Genomic DNA, 19779 nt, shown 5'->3' with positions numbered 1-19779 from the left:
CCCCGATGTCCAGCCGAAACACCCCGCAGCGCAGCCAGGTCAGGGCATGGGCGGCCGGAATCGGACTGCTGGCCGCGCTGATCGGCACCGCCACGGCGGTGTCGGTGTCGCACCACGAGCTCCGCACGGTGGCGTGGAACAGCACCGGCTCCGACTGGGAGCCGCCCAAGTAGTCGTCGTATTCGCGGCCGAAGACGCGGACGACTGACTCCCTCCCCCGGGAGCAGGACGTCTCGCCGCCGTGCCGCCCGGGGGCAGCGCTCATGAACGGCAGCGCTCCACCGACGGCGCCGGACCCCCGACCGGCGCCGCAGCCCCGGGCGGCACAGCAACCTCCTCGAACAGCAACGCGGCCGCTCCGGCCGCGTCGGGCAGCCCCAGCCGGGTGAACAGGGAGTGCGCCCGCTCCCAGAAGGCATGCGCCTCGGCGCCGCGACCGAGGTCGGCGAGGACCCGGCCCAGGATCAGCAGCGCATGCCCCCGGTCCCGCTCGAAGGCGGTCCCCTCGCACTGCGCCAGGGCCTGTTCGGCATGCCCGAGAGCCGCGTCGAGGTCACCCACGGCCCGCAGGCTGTCGGCCAGCCGGTAGCGTGCGGACACCGCGCGGGAGCGCAGCCCGGCGCTCGCGCACATGGCCAGGCACTCGTCGAACCGCTCCACCGCCTCCGGGTGGTCGCCGAGCGTGTGCAACGCGAAGCCGAGGACGTAGAGGGCGTACGCGCGCTCCGGCTCCTCCAGGGGATGGGCGTCGGTCGCGAGGATCTGCCGGCACACGGTCGCCGCGTCGGCGGCGTGCCCGGCCCGTACCCGGGCCAGCGCGGCGTTCACCACGGTCGTCGTCTCGCCCGAGCGATGGCCCAACTGCCGGGCCAGGGCGATGGCCTCGTCGAAGTGGGCGACCGCCTCGCCGTAGCGCGAGAGGTACTGGGCGATGAGCCCGAGGTCGTTCAGCACCTGCCGCAGCACGACGGTGTCCCCCACCTCCCGGCACGCCAGCACCGCCGCCCTCGCCTCGCTCTCGGCGTCGCTGAGCCGGGCGGCCGCCAGGGCGATGGTGCAGCGCAGGAAGCGGGCCCGGCCCTCCGCCCCGCGGTCGCGATGCCGCACGGCTGCGTGCACCAAGGCGTCCGCCGTGGAAGCGAGTTCGGCGTAGCGGGTGCCGACGCCGAACGGGCTCAGTGCGATGAGGAGGTCGACGGCCTGACGCAGCCGCCGCACCGCGTGGTCGCGCCGCTCCCGGTATGCCGTGCCGTCACCGTGGCCACCGTCGCCGTCCCCGCCGCTCAGGTCGGCCACGGCGAGGGACGATACCGCGATCTGGGCCGCCAGGGCCCGGGCCTCCTCCGCCTCGACCCGTACCCACTCCCGTGCGGCGCCGAGGTCGGCGAAGCCGAGACCGGAAGTCGGCGGAGGGGTGAAGGTGCCGGTGATCGGGTCGCCGGGCACCGCATGCCGGAACGCCTCGCAGGCGGTCGCGAACAGGAACCCGAGCAGACGGTCCTGGGCCGTCGAGGCCTCGCCCGTCGACGCCCCGTCCGTCGGCGCCCCGTTCACCCGGGCGCCCTCCGCCTTCCGGCGGGCGAAGGCACGGAGCAGATCGTGGTAGCCGTAGCGGCCGGGCACCCTCGACTCCAGCATGCAGGCGTCGACCAGGGATTCGAGGACGTCCTCGGTGGAGGCCTCGTCCGTGGCGAGCATCGCCGCCGCGGCGGCCACGCCGATCTCCCGGCAGTCCACCGTGGCAAGGCACCGGAACGCCGTCGCCTGGTCCTGCGTCAGCTGGCGGTAGCCGAGCTCGAACACCGCCTCGACGGCGAGTTCACCGATCCTCAGCTCGTCGATGCGGCGCCACTCGACGGCCAGCCGCTCCCGCAGGCTGTCGATGGACCACATCGGCCGGGCGGCCAGCCTGGCGGCCACGATCCGCACGGCCAGCGGCAGGAAGCCGCACGCCTCGACCAGGCCCAGTGCCGCCTCGCGTTCGGCCGCAACCCGCGCCTCCCCGATCGCGCGGCTCAGCAACTCGCCCGCCTCGGTGCGGCGGAAGACGTCCACGTTGAGCTGGAGGACCACCGGCAGGCCGACCATCCGGCTGCGGGTCGTGACGACCACGGCGCAGCCCTCGGCGCCGGGCAGCAGCGGTCTCACCTGCCGGGCGTCCCGAGCGTTGTCCAGCACGATCAGCATCCGTCGGCCGTCGAGCATCGAACGGAACAGGGCCGTGCGTGCCTCCAGGTCGTCCGGCAGCACGTCGGCGGTGATACCGAGCGCGGAAAGGAAGTTCGCCAGGACGATCTCGGGGCTGCTCGGCACCGTGTCACCGCCGTGCAGGTCCGCGTACAGCTGGCCGTCCGGGAAGGCACCCCGCGCCTGATGTGCCACGTGGAGTGCCAACGATGTCTTGCCGACTCCGCCCATGCCGACCAGCACCGCGACCGCGGGTGTACGGCGCCCGCGGTCGCGCAGGGTGTCGCCGAGCGTGGACACCAGTTCCGCACGGCCGATGAAGTCCGGATCGGGGGGCGGCAGCTGTGCCGGTCTGGGCAGTGCCCGGGGGCCCGGTGCGTGCTCCGGCCCCGCCGCGTCCCCAGGTGGGTCCGCCGCCGGGTCGACCGGATCCGCCGCCGGGTCCGCCGCGTCCACGCCCGTGGCGCCGGCCGTCGTCCGATCGCCCGTGGTGAGGGCGGTGAACTCCGTAGCGGCACGCATGAGGGTGGGATCCTGGTCGAGGATCCGCCGGTGCAACTCCTCCAGTTCCGGCCCCGGTTCCACACCGAGCTCGTCGATGAGGAGCTGCCGGGCGCCACGGAACACGGCCAGCGCATCGGCCGAACGGCCCGCCTGGTACAGGGCCGTCATCAGCAGCCCGTGGGGGCGTTCGCGCAGCGGATGTTCGGCGGTCAGCTCGGTGAGCTCGGGCACGCACCGCGCGGCGTACCCCAGCTCCACCTCGCGGGCGAGGCGTTCTTCGAGCAGCGTCAGCCGCAGCTCGCCGAGCCGTTGACGCTGACGCTCGGCGAACGGGCCCGGTATCGCCGCCAGCGGCTCGCCCTCCCACAACGCGAGGGCGTCCCGCAGCAGTTCCAGCGCCCGTGCGGGCTGCCGCCGCGCACCGGCCCGCTCCGCCTGCGCTGCGAGGTCCACGGCCCGCAGGGCGTCGATCGACTGCTCGTCGACCTGGAGCCGGTAGCCGTCGCCGAAGCTCACCAGAACGTCCGGGTCCGAGGCGTCCCGCGCCAGGACCTTCCGCCAGCGCCAGGCGTACGTCCGCACGGTGGACACCGCCTTCACCGGCGGACCGGCGCCCCACAGCGCATCGGTCAACTCGGCGGCCCCGGCGCTGCGCCCCGGCCTGAGCAGCAGAGTGGCGAGCATCGCCTGCTGCTGCGGATACCCCACGGCCAAGGGCGCACCGTCCCGGTGAACTCGCAGGGGTCCGAGCACCGAGAACCGGAGGTCCGACATGGTTCAAACTCTTCTCGTATCGACTTACAAAGCTGCACCGACCACACTGCGCGGGCCACGGACTGCCTGCCGGGCCCACCGGGCGCGTCATGTCAGCCTGCCGACTGACCAGGTCGAATCGACGCCCTGGTAGAAGAGACGCGTCGGCGATGCTCTGCGTCACACGAGAAAAAGAACACCTTTCTTACGACCGTTGTGCGGGGACGGCGCAGGACCCGCTTCCTCCCCCGTGGGAAGCGGGTCGGCGTCGCCGCCGCGGAGCGTCACAGGGTCGCGGTCGTGCCTTCGCCGGACGCGCTGCCCGCGAGCCACTCGTCCCAGCCCAGGTTGAAGTCGGCGTAGCCGTTGTCGGGCGAGGCCTTGGCGCGGGACGAGCCGCTGATGGTGATGGGGTCGCCCTGTTTGACCTGGCCGTAGAACCACTTGGCGTCCGACATGGACAGGTGGACGCAGCCGTGCGAGCCGCGGGCGCTGCCGCCGCCCGGCGTGGGGTCGCCGGTCGAGTAGTGCACGTAGGTGCCGGACTGGGTCAGATGGACGTCCCAGGGCAGCGTCAGGTCGTAGTAGTTGGGGCTGCCCTTGTCACAGCTGATCCCAACACTGCAGGAGGTCATGTGGACCTTCTCCTGCTTGTCGATGACGGCCATCGTGCCGTTCCACGTCGGGTACTGGGCACTGCCCGCGTTGATCGACAGAGTGCGCGTCGCCCTGCCGTTCCGGCTCACCTTCATGGTGTGGCCGGTCACCGAGACGTCCGCGCGGACGTCGTCGCCGATCGTGAAGGTGTGGGTGTAATTGCGTACGCCGTAGCGCCCGTTGCCGTTGGCGACGTCCTTCATGTCGGCGTCGATCTTCACCTTGGTGCCCGAGGGCCAGTACGCCTTCGGCCGCCAGTCGGCGCGCTTGTCGCCGAACCAGTGCCAGGCACCGGCCACCGGCTGCGACGCGCTCACCTTCATGTGCTTCTCCACCGTGGCACGCGCCTTGGCCGCCACCGGGTTCGTGAAGACCACCGAGATGGGCATGGCCACGCCGACCGTGGTTCCCGTCTGCGGGGTGATCGTCTCCAGCAGCATGGGCGGGCCCGCGGGCTTCTTCGGTGACGGAGAGGCGCTCGCACCCGGCTTGCCCGGCGCCTTCGCGTCGTCCCCGCCCGCCTTGTCGCTGCCGCCCCCGCCGCAGGCGCTCACGCCCACCAGCACCGCACACATGACGAGTGCGCTGCCTATGCCGCCCTTGCGCCGTCCCACGACGTACCCCGCTCTCTCGCGCTTCAGCCCTGATGGGCCCGACTCCCTGTCGGACGGGGCGGGGGTGGGTGGCGGTTGCGTTCGCCGCGTAAAGTCTGTCTCAAAACTCGGCGGGTGCCGGTCACCCGCTCAGACCCGGGCGCGACATACGCCGACCCCGAACGGCGTTCCGCTCGCTAGCATCGCCTCTCATGATCGCACTGGTCGTCACTGTCGGGCTGGCGTTCGTCGGCTATGTCGTCGCCTATCTCAACGGCTTACGTCTGACGCAGCGCCAGGAGCGTCTTGCTCGGGTGAATCGCCAGCTCAGCGACTTCTATGGCCCCCTGTTCGCCCTCACTGAAACCAACAGCCGCACCTTCGGTGCGTTCCTCGAACGTCACGCTCGCCCTGGCGGAATCTCGCCGTTCACTCATGAAGACCCGCCCACTGCCGAAGAACTCACCGAGTGGCGGCTGTGGGTCACCACCGTCTTTCTGCCCAACATCCGGGCCATGCGCGACCTGGTCATCAAACACGCCGACCTGTTGGGCGAATCAGAGATGCCGCCGCTCCTGCTCCAACTGTGCGCCCATGTGTCGGGCTACGAGATCACAGCCGCCCGGTGGGCACAGGGAAACCTCGACCAACACCTCTCGGTCGTGTCGTTCCCCAGCGAGGAACTGGCCGCGTACGCACGCCGGGAATTCTCCTCGCTGAAGAAGGAACAGTCCCGCCTGCTGGGGCAACGGCAGATGACCGGCCCAACTGCGACTGGCGGGACCGCGAGGTGACGATCCGCGGCACTGCGCAGGCCGATGCAGCACCCCTCAGCGAATGGAGCCCCATGTACGCAAGGCGGGTCCTCGCCCTCACCCTCGTCGTCTCCGTCATGGCTCTGACGGGCGCCTGCACGGAGGACAGGCCCCGAAACGGGGAGGCGGAGGCCCGGCGGACGGCCTCCGCCGCCGCACCGACCCACTCCTGGGACGGCAAGGAGGAAGAGGAGGATGCGATACGGCGCGCCACGCGTGCTCTTGGCGCCGTGCGGACCGAAGGCGTCTCACGCGTGGACGAAGGGTTGGAGAGCCTGGCGCGGGGCCTGGACAGGACCTTCACCGGTGAGGGAGACCACCCCTACACCTTCGACGTCGCCTGCCAGGCACCCGACCGCCGCTCCGTGACGCTGACCCTCGCACGGGGCGACACGGCGAACGAGTGGGAAGTGACCTGCGGCGACCGCGAGGCCGACCGGTTCAACATCCCCGCCGGCGGCCGCTTCACGGCCAGGATCACCAAGTCGGGGCCGCACTCCGACGGCTTCGTGATGTGGCGGCTCAACACCGTGGCTCCGCAAGACGTGGACGGCTGCAAGGACGACATCACGGGGTGCGAGAAGTGACAGGCGTGGCGCCCGCTGTCCACGCCACGGTTCAGCCGCGGCGCAGCACGTCGACGGCGATGCGTGCGGCCGTGCCGATGACGGCGTCGGCCGCGGGGAGGGTGGCCGCGGTGTCGGCGCTCCGGGTGAAGACGGCCACGGCGTAGCGTCCGCCGTCGGGGTATTCGACGACTCCCACCTCGTGGCGCAGGGTCGGCAGGCTTCCGGTCTTGCCCGCGACGTGCACGTCGTCGAAGGGGAAGCCGGAGGCCATGCGGTGCGGCCACACCTGGAGGCCGAGGAGACGCCGCATCGCGGCGCCGTGCTCGGGGGTGCACGCTTCGTCGCGCCACAGGGCGCCCAGCAGTCGGGTCATGTCACGGGGGGTGCTGTGGTTGGTGCGCGAGGGATCGAGGGCCCTGAGCCGGGAGACGGTGTGCGGGTCGGTCAGTGCCTGGGCGCCACCGGGGCCGGCGTCTTCCCTGATGGTCGCGAAGAGCTCGCCGAACGTGTGCGCGGCGTGTGTGCGGCCGAGACCGAGGCGGGTCGTGGTGTCGTTGACGGCGTCCAGGCCGATGCGTCGCAGCACGAGGTCGGCGGCGGTGTTGTCGCTTACGGCCATCATCAGGTAGGCCACGTCGCGCAGTGACATGCGGACGGGGTCGAGCATGGCCGCGAGCCCGGTGGGACCCACGGTGCGGTCGATCGGGGGGCACTCGATCTGCTCGGTGAGGTCCAGCCGACCGGCCGCCGCGAGTTCGTGGAGGGTGACCAGGCAGCACAGCTTGTGAACGCTGGCGGTGGGAACCCTATGGTCCGCGCGGGCGCCGATCTGCGCGCCGGAGTCGATGTCGAGGGCGTGCAACCACCCGGTGACACCGGCTTCCGCGAAGGCCGTGTCGATGCGGCTCACGATGTCGGTCACAGCCAGAACTCCGCTGACGGGCGCAGGTGAAGCGGGCGGGGCGGGGTGTCGGCACTGGCGGCGGTGGTGGTCCGCAGCGCCCCGGTGGCCGCTTCCGCGAAGGCGTTGACGGCCGCGTCGCCGTTGCCCTGCGGCCAGGCGACGGAGTGCCGCCAAGCCAGTGGCGCGCCGGCCAGTGGACGCCACACCAGGTCCCCGTCCGGCCCGGTGGAGCCGAACGGTTGGGCATCACGCGGGCTGAAGGCGACGGCCTTCGCCGACAGCACCAGGCCCCGGACGAAGCTCGCGCCCTGGCCGTGCCGGATGACGGGAGGGGTGTAGCCGTTCCGGGCGCAGGTGGTCAGCACGTCGTCGTACAACGCCGGTGCGCCGGTCCGGGGAAAGAGGATCAGCCCGTACGCGCTCAGTGAGGAGAGCGGAACCTCGTCGAGCCGGGCCGCCGCCGCGTCACGGGGCAGCAGCACACCCAGCTCACGGCGCAGCACGGGACCGAGCTCCAGGCCGGAGACGTCGCAGGGGTGGTGGATGAGGCCGACGTCCAGTTCACGCGAGGCGAACCGGGTGAGCTGCTGAGTGGTGGTCAGCTCCTGGAGTTCCAGCTCCACCCCGGCGTGCCGCTGCTCGAAGTCGGTGAGGAGGGACGCGACGGTCTCCCCCGCGATGTCGGGCGGCAGCGCGGCGCGCAGCAGGCCGCTCTCGCCGTTGCGGATACGCCGGGCCGTGGCCATCAGCGTTTCCGAGCGGGCGAGCAGTTCTCGCGCCTCCTCCAGCAGCAGCTTCCCGGCCTTGGTGATCGTCACTTGTCGGCTCGTACGTTCGAACAGGCGCACTCCGAGCTCCCGCTCCAGGCGCTGGATGCGTTGCGACAGGGGCGGCTGGGCCATGTCGAGGCGGGCTGCGGCACGGCCGAAGTGTGACTCTTCTGCAACAGCCACGAAGCACTCCACGTGCCGGATCAGGTCCACGAACAGCAATGATATCTCAGATTAATCAATCATGCATTGATATTGAACTTGGACATGCCGCTTGAGGTGCTGGTCTTCTCGTGCCATGAGCCCGCTTACCCCGCATACCTCGCGTCCTCGCGGACGCACCCTGTTCCGCGCACGTACCGTGTTCTCCTGGAGTGTCGCCCTGGCGCTCGGAGTCGCGGTCGCCGGCTGCGGCTCGGCATCCGAGCGGACGTCACCGCCGACTTCGGTCAGCAGTGCGCCGCAGGCCGGCGGCACAGCCGTGGCGGACACCCGCGGACAACTGCGCGTGGGCGACAGCGTCCGCGAGTACCTGTTGCACCGTCCCGGCGCGCACGCCGGGACGGCCAGACCGCTCGTGATCGCCTTCCACGGCCGGGGTTCCAGTGCGGAGGGACTGCGCGAGCAGAGTCGCCTGAACGCCGCCGCCGAGGCGCGCGGGATGCTGGTCGCCTACCCCGAGGGCCTTCGCAAGGCGTGGGGCGCCGGAACCGCGGCCAGTGAGCGACGGCCGGACCCGGACGCCGATGTGCGCTTCACGCAGTCGCTGATCGACGAACTGGTGGACACCGGGCAGGCCGACCCCCGGCGGGTCTACGTCGTCGGGTTCTCCAACGGGGGCTCGATGGCGCTCCGCGTCGCGGCCCAACGGCCCACGCTGGTGGCGGGAGCGGCATCGGTGTCCGGTGAACTGCCCACGGGAGCCGCTGCCGTCACGCCCACCGGCGCCGTGCCCGTCATGATCGTCTACGGCGAGAACGACCCGGTGCGCCCGCTCGCCGGCCTGCCCTCCCCCGGGCCGGCGCCCGCGGGCGAGGAGCCGATCACCCCGACCATGTCGGCCAGGGCCAGCGCCGAGGCATTCGCCCGTGTGGGCGGCGCGGATTCACCGGCCACCCGGGCCGCGGCGGGATACGACCGCACCGTGTGGGGTGACGAGGGTTCCAGAGGAACCGTCGAACTCCTCGTCATGCACGGCGGCGGCCACACCTGGCCGGGCTCGGGCATCACCCCTCCGCAGGGCTTCGGCCGCACCAGCACCGCGTTGAACGCGACCAGCACGATTCTCGACTTCTTCGCCGCCCACCAGCGGTAGGACACGGACAAAGGACTTCCCCATGCCGAACCCCGAACACAGCACCCTCCATCGCCGCAGGCCGCGCGTGCTGCGCCGCTCCGTGGTCGCCGTGGCCGTGGTCGCGGCCGCTGCCACGGGCGGCGCGTACGCCATCGGTCTCGGCCCCTTCGCCCGGGGCTCGGACGGCCCCGCCCCCGAGGCCGTGGCGCAGGCCCGCGCGTTCCTTGCCGACTGGGCCGACGGGCGGCTGCCGAGTGCGGCCGGCCGTACCACCAGCCCCGGACCGGCGCAGGACGTGCTGAAGAACTTCACCGCAGGACTCGACATCGCCAGACCCGCCCTCACCGCGTCGGAGGCCACCACGGCCGCGAACGGAACCGTCACCGTCCCCTTCACCGCCAAGATGCCCATCGCCGGGCTGGGCACCTGGACGTACACCTCGAAAGTCCCGCTGCGCAGGCAGGACGACGGCACCTGGAAGGTGGCCTGGACACTGTCGCTCGTCCATCCGCATCTGAGCGCCACCGACAAGTTCCGGCTGGAGCGCGAGGAGGCCGCCGACGCCCCGAAGGCCACCGATCGCGCGGGAGCCACGCTGTCCGGTGACGAGCACCCCTCCCTGAAGCCGGTACTGTCCGCGCTCACCACTGCGGGCCAGGGATCCGGCGGTGCGGTACGACTCGTCAGCCGGGCCACGGGAGAGATCAAGGGCACGGAGGTCACCTTCACGAGGAAGACCGGCGGACCCGCCGACCGGCCCGTCGCCGTGACCATCGACAGTGCCTGGCAGTCCGCCGCGGAGAAGGCGGTCGCCGCCAAGTCCGGCGGCAGGGACGTGGCGCTCGTCGCGCTGCGGATCGACAACGGCGAGATCCTGGCCGCGGCCAACTCCCCGGCCTCGGGATTCAACCGGGCCGTTTCCGGCACCTACGCGCCCGGCTCCACCTGGAAGCTCGTCACGAGCAGTGCGCTGCTCCTCAAGAACGCGGTCGAACCCGGCGACGTCGTGGACTGCCCGAAGTATCTGACCGTGGGCAAGCGGTTCCAGAACGTCGAGACGTCCGAACACCGCAACGCCACCTTCCTGAAGGACTTCACCGAGTCGTGCAACACGGCGTTCATCAGCCTGCGGGACCGTCTCGGCGACAAGGAACTGGGAGACGTCGCCCGGACGTACTTCGGTGTCGGCCAGGAGTGGCACATCGGCATCCCCTCCTACGACGGGTCGGTGCCGACACCACGGGACCAGACCGAGAAGGCGGCGTCGATGATCGGACAGGGCCGGGTGCAGGCCAATCCGATGATCATGGCTTCCGTCACCGCGACCGTGGCGTCCGGGACCTTCCACCAGCCGAGGATCACCCCCGGTGCCAAGGACACGACGAAGACCAAACCCTTGCCGAGCAGGGTGGTGAGACAGCTGCGCGACATGATGCGGGCCACCGTGACCGACGGAACGGCCAGGGTTCTGGCGGATCTGCCCGGTGACGTCGGCGCGAAGACCGGCACCGCCGAGGTCTCCGAGGACACTCCCAACAACGGCTGGCTCGTCGCCCGACGCGGGAACGTGGCGGTCGCCTGTGTCGTCGAGAAGGGGGTCACCGGCGGCTCCTCGGCGGGACCGATCGTACGGGGCCTCCTGGCCGCCGTTCCCGACGACCCGTCGTGAGATCGAGGACCTGATCACCTCGGGCGGTCCGTCGCGTCACCGTGAAACGGAGCCGTCCTCGAAGGCAACGGATGCGTGATCGCGAGTGCCGCTCGTGACGGCCACCGGGCTGGTCGGGGCCGGCCCCGGATCGGCAGAGCGCTGTTCCCACTGTCCGGTGGTGCGTATGTAGCCGTAGATCACTGAGGTCATCGCCAGCATGAGCAGGGGCGCGAACACCTCCGGGTGCCCGGCCATCTCCAGCGGCAGATAGCGGTACGACACCAACAGGACGGTGAAGACAGCGGTGCCGTAGCCGACCAGCTGGATGCCCTGCCGGTCCCAGCCCCGGTCGAACGCGCGCAGCGCTGCCTCGACCGTGAGCGCGAACACCACGCCGGCGACGAGATCCACGCCGTAGTGGTATCCGAAGCCCAGCGTCGCGCTGAGCGTGGCGATCAACCAGAACGTCCCCGCGAGTCGCAGAGTCCGTGGACCCCTGCGTGAGTGGATGAAGATCGCGGTCGCCCACGCCGTGTGCAGACTGGGCATGCAGTTGCGGGGGGTGAGGTCGTCGTACGTCACCGGGTGCGGGATGTTGACGGGCGGCGGGATGTTCGGCCACAGGTTGGCCACCGCCCAGTGCACACCGCCGGTGCCGGAGGCGCCGGGGCCGTAGGCGAAGACCGGTCCGACCACCGGGAAGATCATGTAGATGCCCGGCCCGAGGAGGCCGATCACCAGGAAGGTGCGTACCAGGTGATGGCGCGGGAAGCGTCGCTCGGCCGCCACGTTGCGCAGTTGGTACAGCGCGACGACGATCGCGGCGACCGCGAGCTGGGCGTAGACCAGGGCGAGAAGGTGGGTGCCGATCGGGCCACTGGCCTGGAGAATTCTGCCCGCCAGCCACGACGGGTTGCCCAGTGCGTGGTCGGCGGTCGCCACATACTCGTCGAGCACCGCCGGGCGGGCCTTCGACGTGATGAACAGCCAGGTGTCGCCCGTCTTGCGGCCGGCCACCAGCAGCAGCCCCAGCCCGACGCCCTTCAGCAGCAGGGCGCGTTCCTGGCCGGTGCGGCGTGTGAAGGCGATGACCGCACAGCCCAGCATCACCCACAGCGCGCCGTTGCCGAAGAGGCGGTCCTCGGTCAGCGGGACGCCGACCGCCAGCCGTGCCAGCACGAAGACGGCGTCGATGACGATCGCGGCGCCGGCGGCGATGAACCGTTGCCGCCAGGTGAGCACCACCATCGTCAACGCCAGACCGCCGTACAGCGGACCCGGTTTCGGGGCGAGTACCAGCTCTCCCACCTGGCTGGTGATCGGCCCCGGCTGACCGTAGCGACGGGCGACGATCTCCAGCGTGATGAGGAATCCAAGAGCCACCAGGCCCGCTACGGCCCAGCCCTTTCTCCCGTTTATTCGCGAATAGATCCGCGTCGCTCTAGATATCAATCACTTGGCCGATTTGCTCGATACGGGCTGAATGGACGAAAACGATGAGGTTATTCACCGTAAGTTCGAACATAATATCTGAGCAGTTCGGGCGGCTTCCGCCGCCATCCGCTGGTCAGCTGCCCGCGGCCGGCCGGCTTCGGGCGAGCCGGAGCGGCGAGGTCGGCGCCGACTGCGATGATGTACCGGGTGACCGCCAACTTGCCTGTACACGGACCCGCTTGGTGGCCCGCGCTGCTGGAGACGCCCCGCCTCACTCTGCGCCCCGTGACGGCGGGAGACCTGCCGTCCATCGAGCGGCTGTGGCGGGACGAGCGGGTGCGTCGGTTCCTGGGTGGTCCGGTGACCGAGGACAAGGTCAGGATTCGCCGCCGGCGGCTCCCCGGGACACCGGGGGCGTTTGCCGTGGAGAGCCGGACGTCGGGGGAAGTCCTCGGGCTGGTCACCGTGGAGCCGGGCTCCCCACGGGACGGCACGGAGGTGTCGTACACACTCCTTCCGGAGTGGTGGGGGCGCGGCCTGGGCCGGGAGGCCGTCGCCGCCGCGGTCGACTGGGCCCGCGGCCTGCCGGGCGGGAACCAGGTGGTGGCGGTGACACAGAGCGCGAACACTGCTTCGCGACGCCTTCTGGAAGCGGTCGGCCTGGCGGCGGACAGCGAGGTCGTCGAGTACGGCAGGCCGCAGACGATCTATCGCACCGTCCGACCCGATCGCCGCGTGCGCGAGGAGTCGTCGGCGTAGAGCCGAGCACGAAGGCGTGCTCCTGCCGAACCCCGCGCTGCGACCTGGCTCAGGCGGTACGCGTGGCCAGGGGCGCAGCGCAGTGGTTCGACCCGCGCCGGTCAGAGCCTGGTGACGTTTTCGGCCTGGGGGCCCTTGGGTCCCTGGGTCACGTCGTACTCGACCCTGTCGTCCTCGTACAGCTCCTTGAAGCCGGTGCTCTGAATGGCGGAGAAGTGGACGAACACGTCGGGGCCGCCGTCATCCTGCTGGATGAAGCCGAAGCCCTTGTCCGCGTTGAACCACTTGACCTTGCCAGTCGCCATGCTGTTCTCCTCCAGGGTTGGTCGGCGACACCGTACCGCCCCTGAACAGCCCGTATGGGTATTGACGCAGCCACGAAAGGCCGTCGGCCGGGATTCCGGCCGACGGCCCGGGGGAGCCTACGGAGCACGGGGCGACGGCCCCGGCCCGAGGCCGTCCGCTACCTGAACAGGCGGTCACCGCTGGTGGCCATGCGGTGGGTGCCGCTGTGGCGGTTCACCCAGTCACGGATCATGGTGATGGAGTTGGCGCACTGCCAGCTGTTGTCGTACTCGCGCACTCCGGTGAAAGCGCCGTAGCCCGCGATGATGCCGTCCACACGTCCGTCGCCCAGCAGTTTGTCCACGTACCACGGGTCGTTGTAGGTGGTCGTCCAGGACAGCGTTGCCGCGAGCTGTCCGGCGTCACGGTCCGCGGCGCCCTTCTTCAGTTCCGCGCACGTGTAGTAGGTGGCCTCCGTGCAGTTGCCGAACCCCTTGGTGATGTCGCTGTCGCCGTAGTCCATCGCCCGGCGACCGTTCGGGAACCCGGAACCGGACCGGTTGAAGGCGTCGCGTGCCTGATCGCGGGTCCCGGTCGTCGTGATGCCCTCCAGCGCGCCGAGCCTGCCTTCCAGGCTCTTCCAGCCCCTGCCACCGACGTCCGGGGTGCTGCCGCCGTGGTACTCGTAGAAGCCGTAGAGCACCTGGATTCCGGCGGCCGTCAGCCGCTGCGCCTTGTCACGCAGTCCGGCGACGCTGCACCCGCGGTTCTGCTCTTCTCCGCAGTAGTTCGGGTCCTTGATGTCCAGCCAGACCAGGGCCAGTCGGCGCCCCGAATTGGCGTTGGAGATGATGCGGTCGATCATGCTGTCGAAGCTGGGGCCCAGACGGGACTCGCCGGCCGAGGAACAGTCGTGGTAGGCACGCCATTCGTTCGGGTTCCACCAGGCACAGACGTCTATCTCGATGCCGTTGGCGCCGTGGTTGAGTGCTGCGTCGACGCCGTCCAGGGTGTCGACGCGGTGCGCGATGGCGTAGATCGCGTGGCGCTGGTCGGCTGCCGCCGCCGGGCTCGAACCGAGTGCGGTGACACCGATGATCGCGCACAGTGCCGTCATCAGCGCCAGTAGCATCCGCGGGGCGGCGCCATGTCGAAGGCGAGTGGTCAAGGAACGTACTCCTTCATGTCGGCGAAGCTCCCCTGTACTTGGACAGTGGGTTTCTCCGCTGGGGCTGGGTCCGGCCGCAGCGGGACGCCGGTTTCGAGTTTCGACGGCGGGCGGCACGAGGCTCAGTGATCCGCGTGCGGTCCTCACGCAAATCCAGTTGCCTCAGGCCGAGTTGAGCTGCCGTCCGCTCCCCTGGCGTCCACGGCGGCCTCAAAACCGAACGCCAGTATGCGGCTTGCACTATCGGATATGCATGGACATAGATCCGCAAAGTGCCGCACATCCCGTTCTGTGGTCTTTTTCATTTCTTCACAGGGAACCCGTGGCCGTCGAGGAGTCTCTTCACTGGAAGGCGCCCGAAAGCCCGTCAGCAGCGCGCGTCGTGTCGTCTCCGGATGAGATGTCCGAACCTTCAGCGCCTTCAGGCGCGGGCAGCGTGGCGCCGCCCGTGGGCCGCCGGCTCCACCGGTGCCCGAGGTCAATGACCGGTCTGCTCCCCGCGGCACTGGCCGTGCAGTTCCGCACACGGTCCTACCGCGCGGGCGTGTACTGGCTCGCCGTTGCCCTGATCAGCGCCGTCGGCACACTGATCAGCGACAACCTCACGGACAACGTGGGCGTGCCGCTGGAGACCAGCACCGCGGCCTTCGCCGTCATCCTCGCGCCCGTGGTCTGGCACCGGCGTGAGCGGACGCTGTCCACCCGTGACCGGAAGGCTGGGAGAGGTGGTCCCCGACGGACGCACCGAGCGGGCGGGTGAGGATGTAGGCGATCCAGAAGCTCCACACCGCGTCCATGCCGAGCGCCAGGTGGGTGACGGCGACCGCGGCGACGGCCAGGGCGAACAGGGCCTGGGGCTTGGCGCCACGGGGACCAGCGCGCTGTTCCTCACGGTGATTCTCGCGCTGGTGATCCATCTGACCGCGACCCGCAAGGACGTCGCCCCGGCCGAATCGGCTGCCCACCGCCCGGCGTGACCCGATGCCGGCAGGCGTTCAGGAACATTTCAGGTCCGGTGTGCCAGGTTCATTCCGATAGCCGCCTTCGAGACCGACCCGGTCGGCGGAGCGCTCCCCCCGAACATCGGGACGGGCGCCCCGCCGCTGGGACTAACAGGAGACCGCCCATGGGGAACCCGGAAGTCGCCACCGACCTCGACATGCCGGGAGGGCCGAGTACGACGCGGTTCGTGACGAAGAGACTCCCCGAGGTCACCCTGGCGTTCTGGATCATGAAAATCGCCGCGACGACTCTGGGAGAGACGGCCGGCGACCTCTTCGCGCAGACCCTCGGGCTCGGCTACTTCCTCACCACGATCGCCCTGTTCGGGATCTTCGTGGTGACCTTGGTGGTCCAGCTGCGGTCCGAAAGCTACAACCCGTTCTTCTACTGGACCGTGATCCTGTCGACCAGCATGGCCGGGACGACCATGTCCGACTTCATGAACCGCGACGCCAGCTCCAAGTACCTTGCCTCCGGGGCCACTTCCCTGGGATGGGGGCCGCAGGGACTGGGGCTGGGTTACCCCGCCGGAGCGGCGATCCTCATCTCGGTCCTGCTGGCCATCTTCCTCTTCTGGAGGATGAGCGGGCTGACGTTCCAGATCCGCGACATCGTCACCTTCCGCGGTGAGGCCCTGTTCTGGTCCGCGATCCTGGTGTCCAACACGCTCGGCACGTCCATGGGGGACTTCCTCTCGGACAGTTCCGGACTCGGCTACGCGGGCGCCGCGCTGCTCGTGTTCGGACTGCTCCTGGTACTGGTCGCGTTGATGAAGGTCGCCGTTGTACCGAACGTCGCGCTGTTCTGGATCGCGTTCGTCCTCACCCGACCGCTCGGTGCCACAGCGGGAGACCTCCTCACCAAGCCGGTCGCCAAGGGCGGTCTCGACCTGGGCACAACGGGCTCCTCCGCGGTCCTCCTCGCGGTCCTCTTCGGCCTGATGGCCCACGCCCACCGGCGGGAGCGCAGGGACCGCGCCGCCCGGGCCGCCGGGCAGGGACCGGTCAGCGAGCACGCAGGCCGACGATGAACCGGGCCCCGTGAACCGGCCCGGGCTCGAACGACACGTCGCCGCCGGCGGAGCGGGCCAGCCGTCTCGCGAGAGCCAGCCCCAGACCCGCGCCGTCATGTCCGTCGGCGCTGTCGGCGCGCCGTCCGGGAGTGAACAGCTCGGCGACGAACCCGACCGGTACGCCCGGGCCGTCGTCGACGACGTCGATGCGAACGGCGTCGGCGGTGCGCCGCGCCGAGACCGTCACCTGCGACCGTGCGTAGCGGACGGCATTGGCCAGCAACGGGCTGAGGATGCGTTCGAGGAGAGCGGGAGCGGCTGCCGCGTGCAGCACCGGGTCCTCGGCCGCCAGCAGGACCTCGACGTGCTCCGGCGGTCTGTGCTGCTGGAGCACGCGGTTCAGGACCGGCACGATGTCGGTGGTGCCGGGCACGGCCGTCCGCTCCCGGGCACGGTCCCGGGCGTCGTCGAGGAGCGTGTCGCAGATGGTGCGCATCGACCGGGCCGCCTCGGCCACCACCTCGTGAGTGGCCAGGGTCTCCTCGGCGGTACGTGGTCGGGCCCGCCACCAGTCGAGTTCGACGATGATCCGGGTGAGCGGGGTGCGCAGCTCGTGGGACAGCTCGCCGGTCAGCTGCTGCTCGTACCGCAGCACCGTCCGTATCCGGTCCAGCAGTGCGTCCAACGAGGATCCGAGTCCGGCGAGTTCCACCGGGTGCCGCTCGGTGCCGAAGCGGTCCTCGGAGCCCACCGCACTCCACCGGGCGGCCTGAGTGGTCATGGTCTGCACCGGGCGCAGCGCCCGGCCGACCGAAAGGCGTGTGAGGACGTACGTGCAGACCAGCATCACGCCGTCCAGGACGAGCGACCCCATCAGCAGGGTGCCGGCGGAGCTTCGGTAGGGGTCCAGACTCAGCGCCGTGACGACCGTCGCGGCATGGCGGCCCGGCACCGGCAGCGCACACAGTCGCACCGGATGATCGCCGGCGGAGGTCACGCATGCCCGCCGTCCGCCGTCGGCCAGTCGGGCGGCGGCCAGGGACAGCGGGCTGTCCGGTGAGGCCGACGGCGGCTTCTCCGTCATTCGTCCGTCGGCGTGGATCCATACGTTGGCGTCCAGCAACTCGTCGTTGACGGTTTCGAGGACGCGCGCCCGGGTGCCGCCGGTGTCCACGGTGGCGGCGACGGCCTCCGCCCGGTTGCGCAGCTCCGCGTCGGCCTGGTGCCGCAGATGCCGGTCCACTGCGAGGTTGAACACGACGGTCAGGATCGTCATCAGCAGCGCGGCGGCGGTCAGCGCCACCAGGGAGAGCCGCCCGCGCAGTGTGCGGGGGACGCAGCGACGCGGGAGGCCCGTCATGACAGACGATGCCCGACCCCGCGCGCGGTGGTGATCGTCAGGCTGCTGCCCGCGTCGCGCAGCTTGCGGCGCAACCGTGTCAGGTACTGGTCCAGGGTGTTGTCACTGACGTAGGCCCCCTCGGGCCAGCCGGACCGGAGGAGGTCGAGCCGGCGCACCATGGTTCCGTCCGCCGCGACGAGCGTGGCCAGCAGCCGGAACTCCGTCGGGGACAGATCGACTCGTGTGCCGCCGTCGGCGGTCAGGCAGTGGTTCACTGCGTCCAGCTCCAGGTCGGCGTGGGAGGCCACGGGCCGGGGAACCGACCTCTTCAGCACAGCTTTCAGGCGAGCGGCCAACTCGGCGAGGTGGAACGGCTTGGGCAGGTAGTCGTCACCGCCCGCGGAGAAGCCGGACAACCGGTCGGAGATCCGGTGCCGGGCGGTCAGGAAGATGACGGGCGCCGGGAACCCGTTGGCCCGCATGGCCTGGCACACGTCCCGTCCGTCCGCGTCGGGCAGCCCGATGTCCACGACGGCTGCCGCGATGTCGGCCGTGGCCAGCCGCAGCGCCGTGGCACCGTCGGCGGCCGGGACGGGGTCGAAGTCGTCGGACAGGGCGTGGCGCAGCACGTCCCGCAGCGCGTGGTCGTCCTCGACGATCAGGATCTTCGGCCGCATGATCCCTCCTCGGTGTCCGGGGCGGGCCGCATACCGCCGACGAAGGGGTCGGGCAGCCACCGGGCCGCGCCCCACAGCCAGGCTCCCAGCCAGCCGGCCGCGAACAGCCAGCCGCCCACGACATCGGTGAGCCAGTGCACCCCGAGCCAGATCCGGGTCAGCCCGACCGCCGCACCCCAGCAGCCGATGAGCAGCCGCAGCGGGGCGGCCCCGCGCGGAGCCCGCACGGACACCGCGACGATCAGCAGGCCGGCGGTGAGGGCGCCCGTGGTGCTGTGCCCCGAGGGAAACGCCCAGCCGCCGGCGGGTGTCGCCCAGTCCGCGTGCGGCGGCCGGGGCCGGTGCGCCAGCTCCATCACTCCGTACCGGACGGCCTGGCCCGCTGCCAGGCAGGCCAGGCAGAGCGCGGCAGCGGTCAACCGCTGCCGCGATGTCCGCCCTGCCACGAGACCGGCCAGCACGGCGAGCGAGTACGGAACGACACCGGAACCCGTGCGGGTGACCGCCCGGGCCACCGCCTGCAGCCACTCCGGCCGGTGCCCGACCGACCAGGCGAGAAGGTCCTGGTCCAGTTCCAGGGGCGCGCCTCCGCCACCGGCCGCGACCGCGGCCAGGACGCCGAACGCGGCCCATGCGCCGAGGCTGAGGCTCCCGGCGAGCTCAGCGACATCACGGCGGTTCATGCGGCCGACAGAAGTGAAGTCAGGCGCCGCCGCGTGAGCCACCTCGCCAGGGCCCGCGCATGCCGTCGCACGACGAGCATCGCGCCGGTCGCCACCACTACGCCGACCACGGCTCCGGCCAGTACGTCGTGCGGGTAGTGCGCGCCGACCCACACCCGGGAGACTCCCATCAGCAGAGCTGCGACAGCCGCGATCGCGCCCACTCGCCGCGTGACGAACACCAGCGCCGCGGCGGACGCGGTCGCGATCGCCATGTGATTGCTGGGAAAGGACCAGTCCCCGGGCGCCGGACACGCCTCCAGCGTCCGAACACGCAGGCTCTGGCAGGGCCGGTCCTCGCGCACGACCGACTTCAGGGCCATGTCCACGCCGTATGCCAGGACCGCCACGACCGGGACGGCGAGTGCGTTCACCGCCGCTGCGGCATCGGTCCGCCGGGCCCGCCACCAGCAGACGGACATGAGGACGGCGAAGGCCACGAGACCGAACGTCGACCAGGCGGTGACCGTGTCGTCGAGCCATGCGGGCACATGCTCGGCGCGGTGCACCACCGACTCGTACACGGACCCGTCGATGGAGGAACCGTCGAAGGCCAGGATCATCCGTTCCCCCCTGCGGCAGCGGTGTCGTCATGAGAACGGAACCTTTTCCATCGCACGACCTGGAGTGAGTGAGCAACCGTCATGGCGACTACAAGAATGTAGACAGTCTACAGAA

20 protein-coding genes are annotated in these 19779 nt (G+C 70.6%); 8 read left to right on the top strand and 12 right to left on the bottom strand.

What is annotated here, in order from left to right:
• Window positions 1–5 precede the first annotated feature (5 nt).
• Window positions 6–173 carry a hypothetical protein gene (locus tag ACIPK3_RS27055; protein WP_402573726.1) on the top strand — a complete coding sequence of 56 codons (168 nt, stop codon included), beginning with the start codon at window positions 6–8 and terminating at the stop codon, window positions 171–173.
• An 88-nt stretch (window positions 174–261) separates the two neighbouring features.
• On the opposite strand, the gene ACIPK3_RS27050 is transcribed toward ACIPK3_RS27055, so the two are convergent.
• On the bottom strand, window positions 262–3465 hold the full coding sequence (locus ACIPK3_RS27050; protein ID WP_402573724.1) for an AfsR/SARP family transcriptional regulator: 3204 nt from the start codon (window positions 3463–3465) through the stop codon (window positions 262–264).
• 263 nt (window positions 3466–3728) lie between these two features.
• A complete protein-coding gene (locus ACIPK3_RS27045; RefSeq protein ID WP_402573722.1) occupies window positions 3729–4715 on the bottom strand; it encodes an Ig-like domain-containing protein in 987 nt (328 codons plus the stop codon).
• A gap of 191 nt (window positions 4716–4906) precedes the next feature.
• Here ACIPK3_RS27045 and ACIPK3_RS27040 point away from each other — a divergent pair, with 191 nt between their 5' ends.
• The gene (locus ACIPK3_RS27040) at window positions 4907–5488 is read left to right on the top strand and encodes a hypothetical protein (protein WP_402573720.1); all 582 of its coding nucleotides are present in this window, start codon (window positions 4907–4909) and stop codon (window positions 5486–5488) included.
• A gap of 53 nt (window positions 5489–5541) precedes the next feature.
• Window positions 5542–6096: a hypothetical protein gene (locus ACIPK3_RS27035; protein WP_402573718.1), complete on the top strand. Its 555-nt coding sequence runs from the start codon at window positions 5542–5544 to the stop codon at window positions 6094–6096.
• Between the two features lie 31 nt (window positions 6097–6127).
• Here ACIPK3_RS27035 and ACIPK3_RS27030 read toward each other — a convergent pair whose 3' ends face one another.
• Together ACIPK3_RS27030 and ACIPK3_RS27025 are read right to left on the bottom strand one after the other, a co-directional pair.
• The gene (locus tag ACIPK3_RS27030) at window positions 6128–7000 is read right to left on the bottom strand and encodes a serine hydrolase (protein ID WP_402573716.1); all 873 of its coding nucleotides are present in this window, start codon (window positions 6998–7000) and stop codon (window positions 6128–6130) included.
• Complete coding sequence (locus ACIPK3_RS27025; RefSeq protein WP_402573714.1) at window positions 6997–7935, bottom strand: LysR family transcriptional regulator; 939 nt, start codon at window positions 7933–7935, stop codon at window positions 6997–6999. Before ACIPK3_RS27025 ends, ACIPK3_RS27030 begins: the two co-directional genes overlap by 4 nt.
• 115 nt (window positions 7936–8050) lie before the next feature.
• Between ACIPK3_RS27025 and ACIPK3_RS27020 the strand changes: the two genes are divergently transcribed.
• The gene (locus ACIPK3_RS27020; RefSeq protein WP_402573712.1) at window positions 8051–9067 is read left to right on the top strand and encodes an alpha/beta hydrolase family esterase; all 1017 of its coding nucleotides are present in this window, start codon (window positions 8051–8053) and stop codon (window positions 9065–9067) included.
• 22 nt (window positions 9068–9089) lie between these two features.
• Window positions 9090–10718: a penicillin-binding transpeptidase domain-containing protein gene (locus ACIPK3_RS27015; RefSeq protein ID WP_402573710.1), complete on the top strand. Its 1629-nt coding sequence runs from the start codon at window positions 9090–9092 to the stop codon at window positions 10716–10718.
• A gap of 36 nt (window positions 10719–10754) precedes the next feature.
• Here the strand turns inward: ACIPK3_RS27015 and ACIPK3_RS27010 are convergent, their stop codons facing one another.
• A complete protein-coding gene (locus ACIPK3_RS27010; protein WP_402573890.1) occupies window positions 10755–12131 on the bottom strand; it encodes a phosphatase PAP2 family protein in 1377 nt (458 codons plus the stop codon).
• Between the two features lie 210 nt (window positions 12132–12341).
• Here ACIPK3_RS27010 and ACIPK3_RS27005 point away from each other — a divergent pair, with 210 nt between their 5' ends.
• Entirely contained in the window at window positions 12342–12893 is a 552-nt protein-coding gene (locus tag ACIPK3_RS27005; protein WP_402573709.1) for a GNAT family N-acetyltransferase, read from the top strand.
• 101 nt (window positions 12894–12994) lie between these two features.
• On the opposite strand, the gene ACIPK3_RS27000 is transcribed toward ACIPK3_RS27005, so the two are convergent.
• Window positions 12995–13198, bottom strand: a complete 204-nt coding sequence (locus ACIPK3_RS27000) for a cold-shock protein (protein WP_402573708.1) — start codon at window positions 13196–13198, stop codon at window positions 12995–12997.
• Between the two features lie 158 nt (window positions 13199–13356).
• The gene (locus ACIPK3_RS26995; RefSeq protein WP_402573706.1) at window positions 13357–14346 is read right to left on the bottom strand and encodes a phospholipase; all 990 of its coding nucleotides are present in this window, start codon (window positions 14344–14346) and stop codon (window positions 13357–13359) included.
• Window positions 14347–14827: 481 nt separating this feature from the next.
• On the opposite strand from ACIPK3_RS26995, the gene ACIPK3_RS26990 reads away from it, so the two are divergent.
• Window positions 14828–15106 (top strand): hypothetical protein, encoded by a 279-nt coding sequence (locus ACIPK3_RS26990; protein ID WP_402573704.1) that lies wholly within the window; start codon window positions 14828–14830, stop codon window positions 15104–15106.
• Here ACIPK3_RS26990 and ACIPK3_RS26985 read toward each other — a convergent pair.
• A complete protein-coding gene (locus ACIPK3_RS26985) occupies window positions 15000–15263 on the bottom strand; it encodes a hypothetical protein (RefSeq protein ID WP_402573702.1) in 264 nt (87 codons plus the stop codon). The genes ACIPK3_RS26990 and ACIPK3_RS26985 overlap by 107 nt on opposite strands.
• Before the next feature lie 209 nt (window positions 15264–15472).
• Here ACIPK3_RS26985 and ACIPK3_RS26980 point away from each other — a divergent pair, with 209 nt between their 5' ends.
• A complete protein-coding gene (locus ACIPK3_RS26980; RefSeq protein ID WP_402573700.1) occupies window positions 15473–16378 on the top strand; it encodes a hypothetical protein in 906 nt (301 codons plus the stop codon).
• Here the strand turns inward: ACIPK3_RS26980 and ACIPK3_RS26975 are convergent.
• The 4 genes from ACIPK3_RS26975 to ACIPK3_RS26960 are packed head-to-tail and all read right to left on the bottom strand — an operon-like array spanning window position 16353 to window position 19664.
• Window positions 16353–17720: a sensor histidine kinase gene (locus ACIPK3_RS26975; RefSeq protein WP_402573698.1), complete on the bottom strand. Its 1368-nt coding sequence runs from the start codon at window positions 17718–17720 to the stop codon at window positions 16353–16355. The genes ACIPK3_RS26980 and ACIPK3_RS26975 overlap by 26 nt on opposite strands.
• Window positions 17717–18379: a response regulator transcription factor gene (locus ACIPK3_RS26970; protein ID WP_402573696.1), complete on the bottom strand. Its 663-nt coding sequence runs from the start codon at window positions 18377–18379 to the stop codon at window positions 17717–17719. The genes ACIPK3_RS26975 and ACIPK3_RS26970 overlap by 4 nt, the downstream gene beginning before the upstream one ends.
• Window positions 18361–19062 (bottom strand): phosphatase PAP2 family protein, encoded by a 702-nt coding sequence (locus ACIPK3_RS26965; RefSeq protein WP_402573694.1) that lies wholly within the window; start codon window positions 19060–19062, stop codon window positions 18361–18363. The genes ACIPK3_RS26970 and ACIPK3_RS26965 overlap by 19 nt, the downstream gene beginning before the upstream one ends.
• Window positions 19059–19664, bottom strand: coding sequence for a phosphatase PAP2 family protein (locus ACIPK3_RS26960; RefSeq protein ID WP_402573692.1), 606 nt, complete (start codon window positions 19662–19664; stop codon window positions 19059–19061). The genes ACIPK3_RS26965 and ACIPK3_RS26960 overlap by 4 nt, the downstream gene beginning before the upstream one ends.
• Window positions 19665–19779: the final 115 nt, after the last annotated feature.

The sequence above is a fragment of the Streptomyces sp. NPDC086787 genome, from assembly GCF_044745865.1.
Taxonomy (GTDB): domain Bacteria; phylum Actinomycetota; class Actinomycetes; order Streptomycetales; family Streptomycetaceae; genus Streptomyces.
This window is presented reverse-complemented; position numbering and strand designations above follow the sequence as displayed.

Bases quoted from the DNA above. Each gene is read 5' to 3' on its own strand.
- ACIPK3_RS27040 (WP_402573720.1), top strand. From the start codon at position 4,907: ATGATCGCACTGGTCGTCACTGTCGGGCTGGCGTTCGTCGGCTATGTC.
- ACIPK3_RS27000 (WP_402573708.1), bottom strand. From the start codon at position 13,198: ATGGCGACTGGCAAGGTCAAGTGGTTCAACGCGGACAAGGGCTTCGGC.
- ACIPK3_RS27035 (WP_402573718.1), top strand. From the start codon at position 5,542: ATGTACGCAAGGCGGGTCCTCGCCCTCACCCTCGTCGTCTCCGTCATG.
- ACIPK3_RS27055 (WP_402573726.1), top strand. From the start codon at position 6: ATGTCCAGCCGAAACACCCCGCAGCGCAGCCAGGTCAGGGCATGGGCG.
- ACIPK3_RS26975 (WP_402573698.1), bottom strand. From the start codon at position 17,720: ATGACGGGCCTCCCGCGTCGCTGCGTCCCCCGCACACTGCGCGGGCGG.
- ACIPK3_RS26970 (WP_402573696.1), bottom strand. From the start codon at position 18,379: ATGCGGCCGAAGATCCTGATCGTCGAGGACGACCACGCGCTGCGGGAC.
- ACIPK3_RS27015 (WP_402573710.1), top strand. From the start codon at position 9,090: ATGCCGAACCCCGAACACAGCACCCTCCATCGCCGCAGGCCGCGCGTG.
- ACIPK3_RS27020 (WP_402573712.1), top strand. From the start codon at position 8,051: ATGAGCCCGCTTACCCCGCATACCTCGCGTCCTCGCGGACGCACCCTG.
- ACIPK3_RS26990 (WP_402573704.1), top strand. From the start codon at position 14,828: ATGACCGGTCTGCTCCCCGCGGCACTGGCCGTGCAGTTCCGCACACGG.
- ACIPK3_RS27050 (WP_402573724.1), bottom strand. From the start codon at position 3,465: ATGTCGGACCTCCGGTTCTCGGTGCTCGGACCCCTGCGAGTTCACCGG.
- ACIPK3_RS26965 (WP_402573694.1), bottom strand. From the start codon at position 19,062: ATGAACCGCCGTGATGTCGCTGAGCTCGCCGGGAGCCTCAGCCTCGGC.
- ACIPK3_RS26985 (WP_402573702.1), bottom strand. From the start codon at position 15,263: ATGGATCACCAGCGCGAGAATCACCGTGAGGAACAGCGCGCTGGTCCC.
- ACIPK3_RS26960 (WP_402573692.1), bottom strand. From the start codon at position 19,664: ATGATCCTGGCCTTCGACGGTTCCTCCATCGACGGGTCCGTGTACGAG.
- ACIPK3_RS26980 (WP_402573700.1), top strand. From the start codon at position 15,473: ATGGGGAACCCGGAAGTCGCCACCGACCTCGACATGCCGGGAGGGCCG.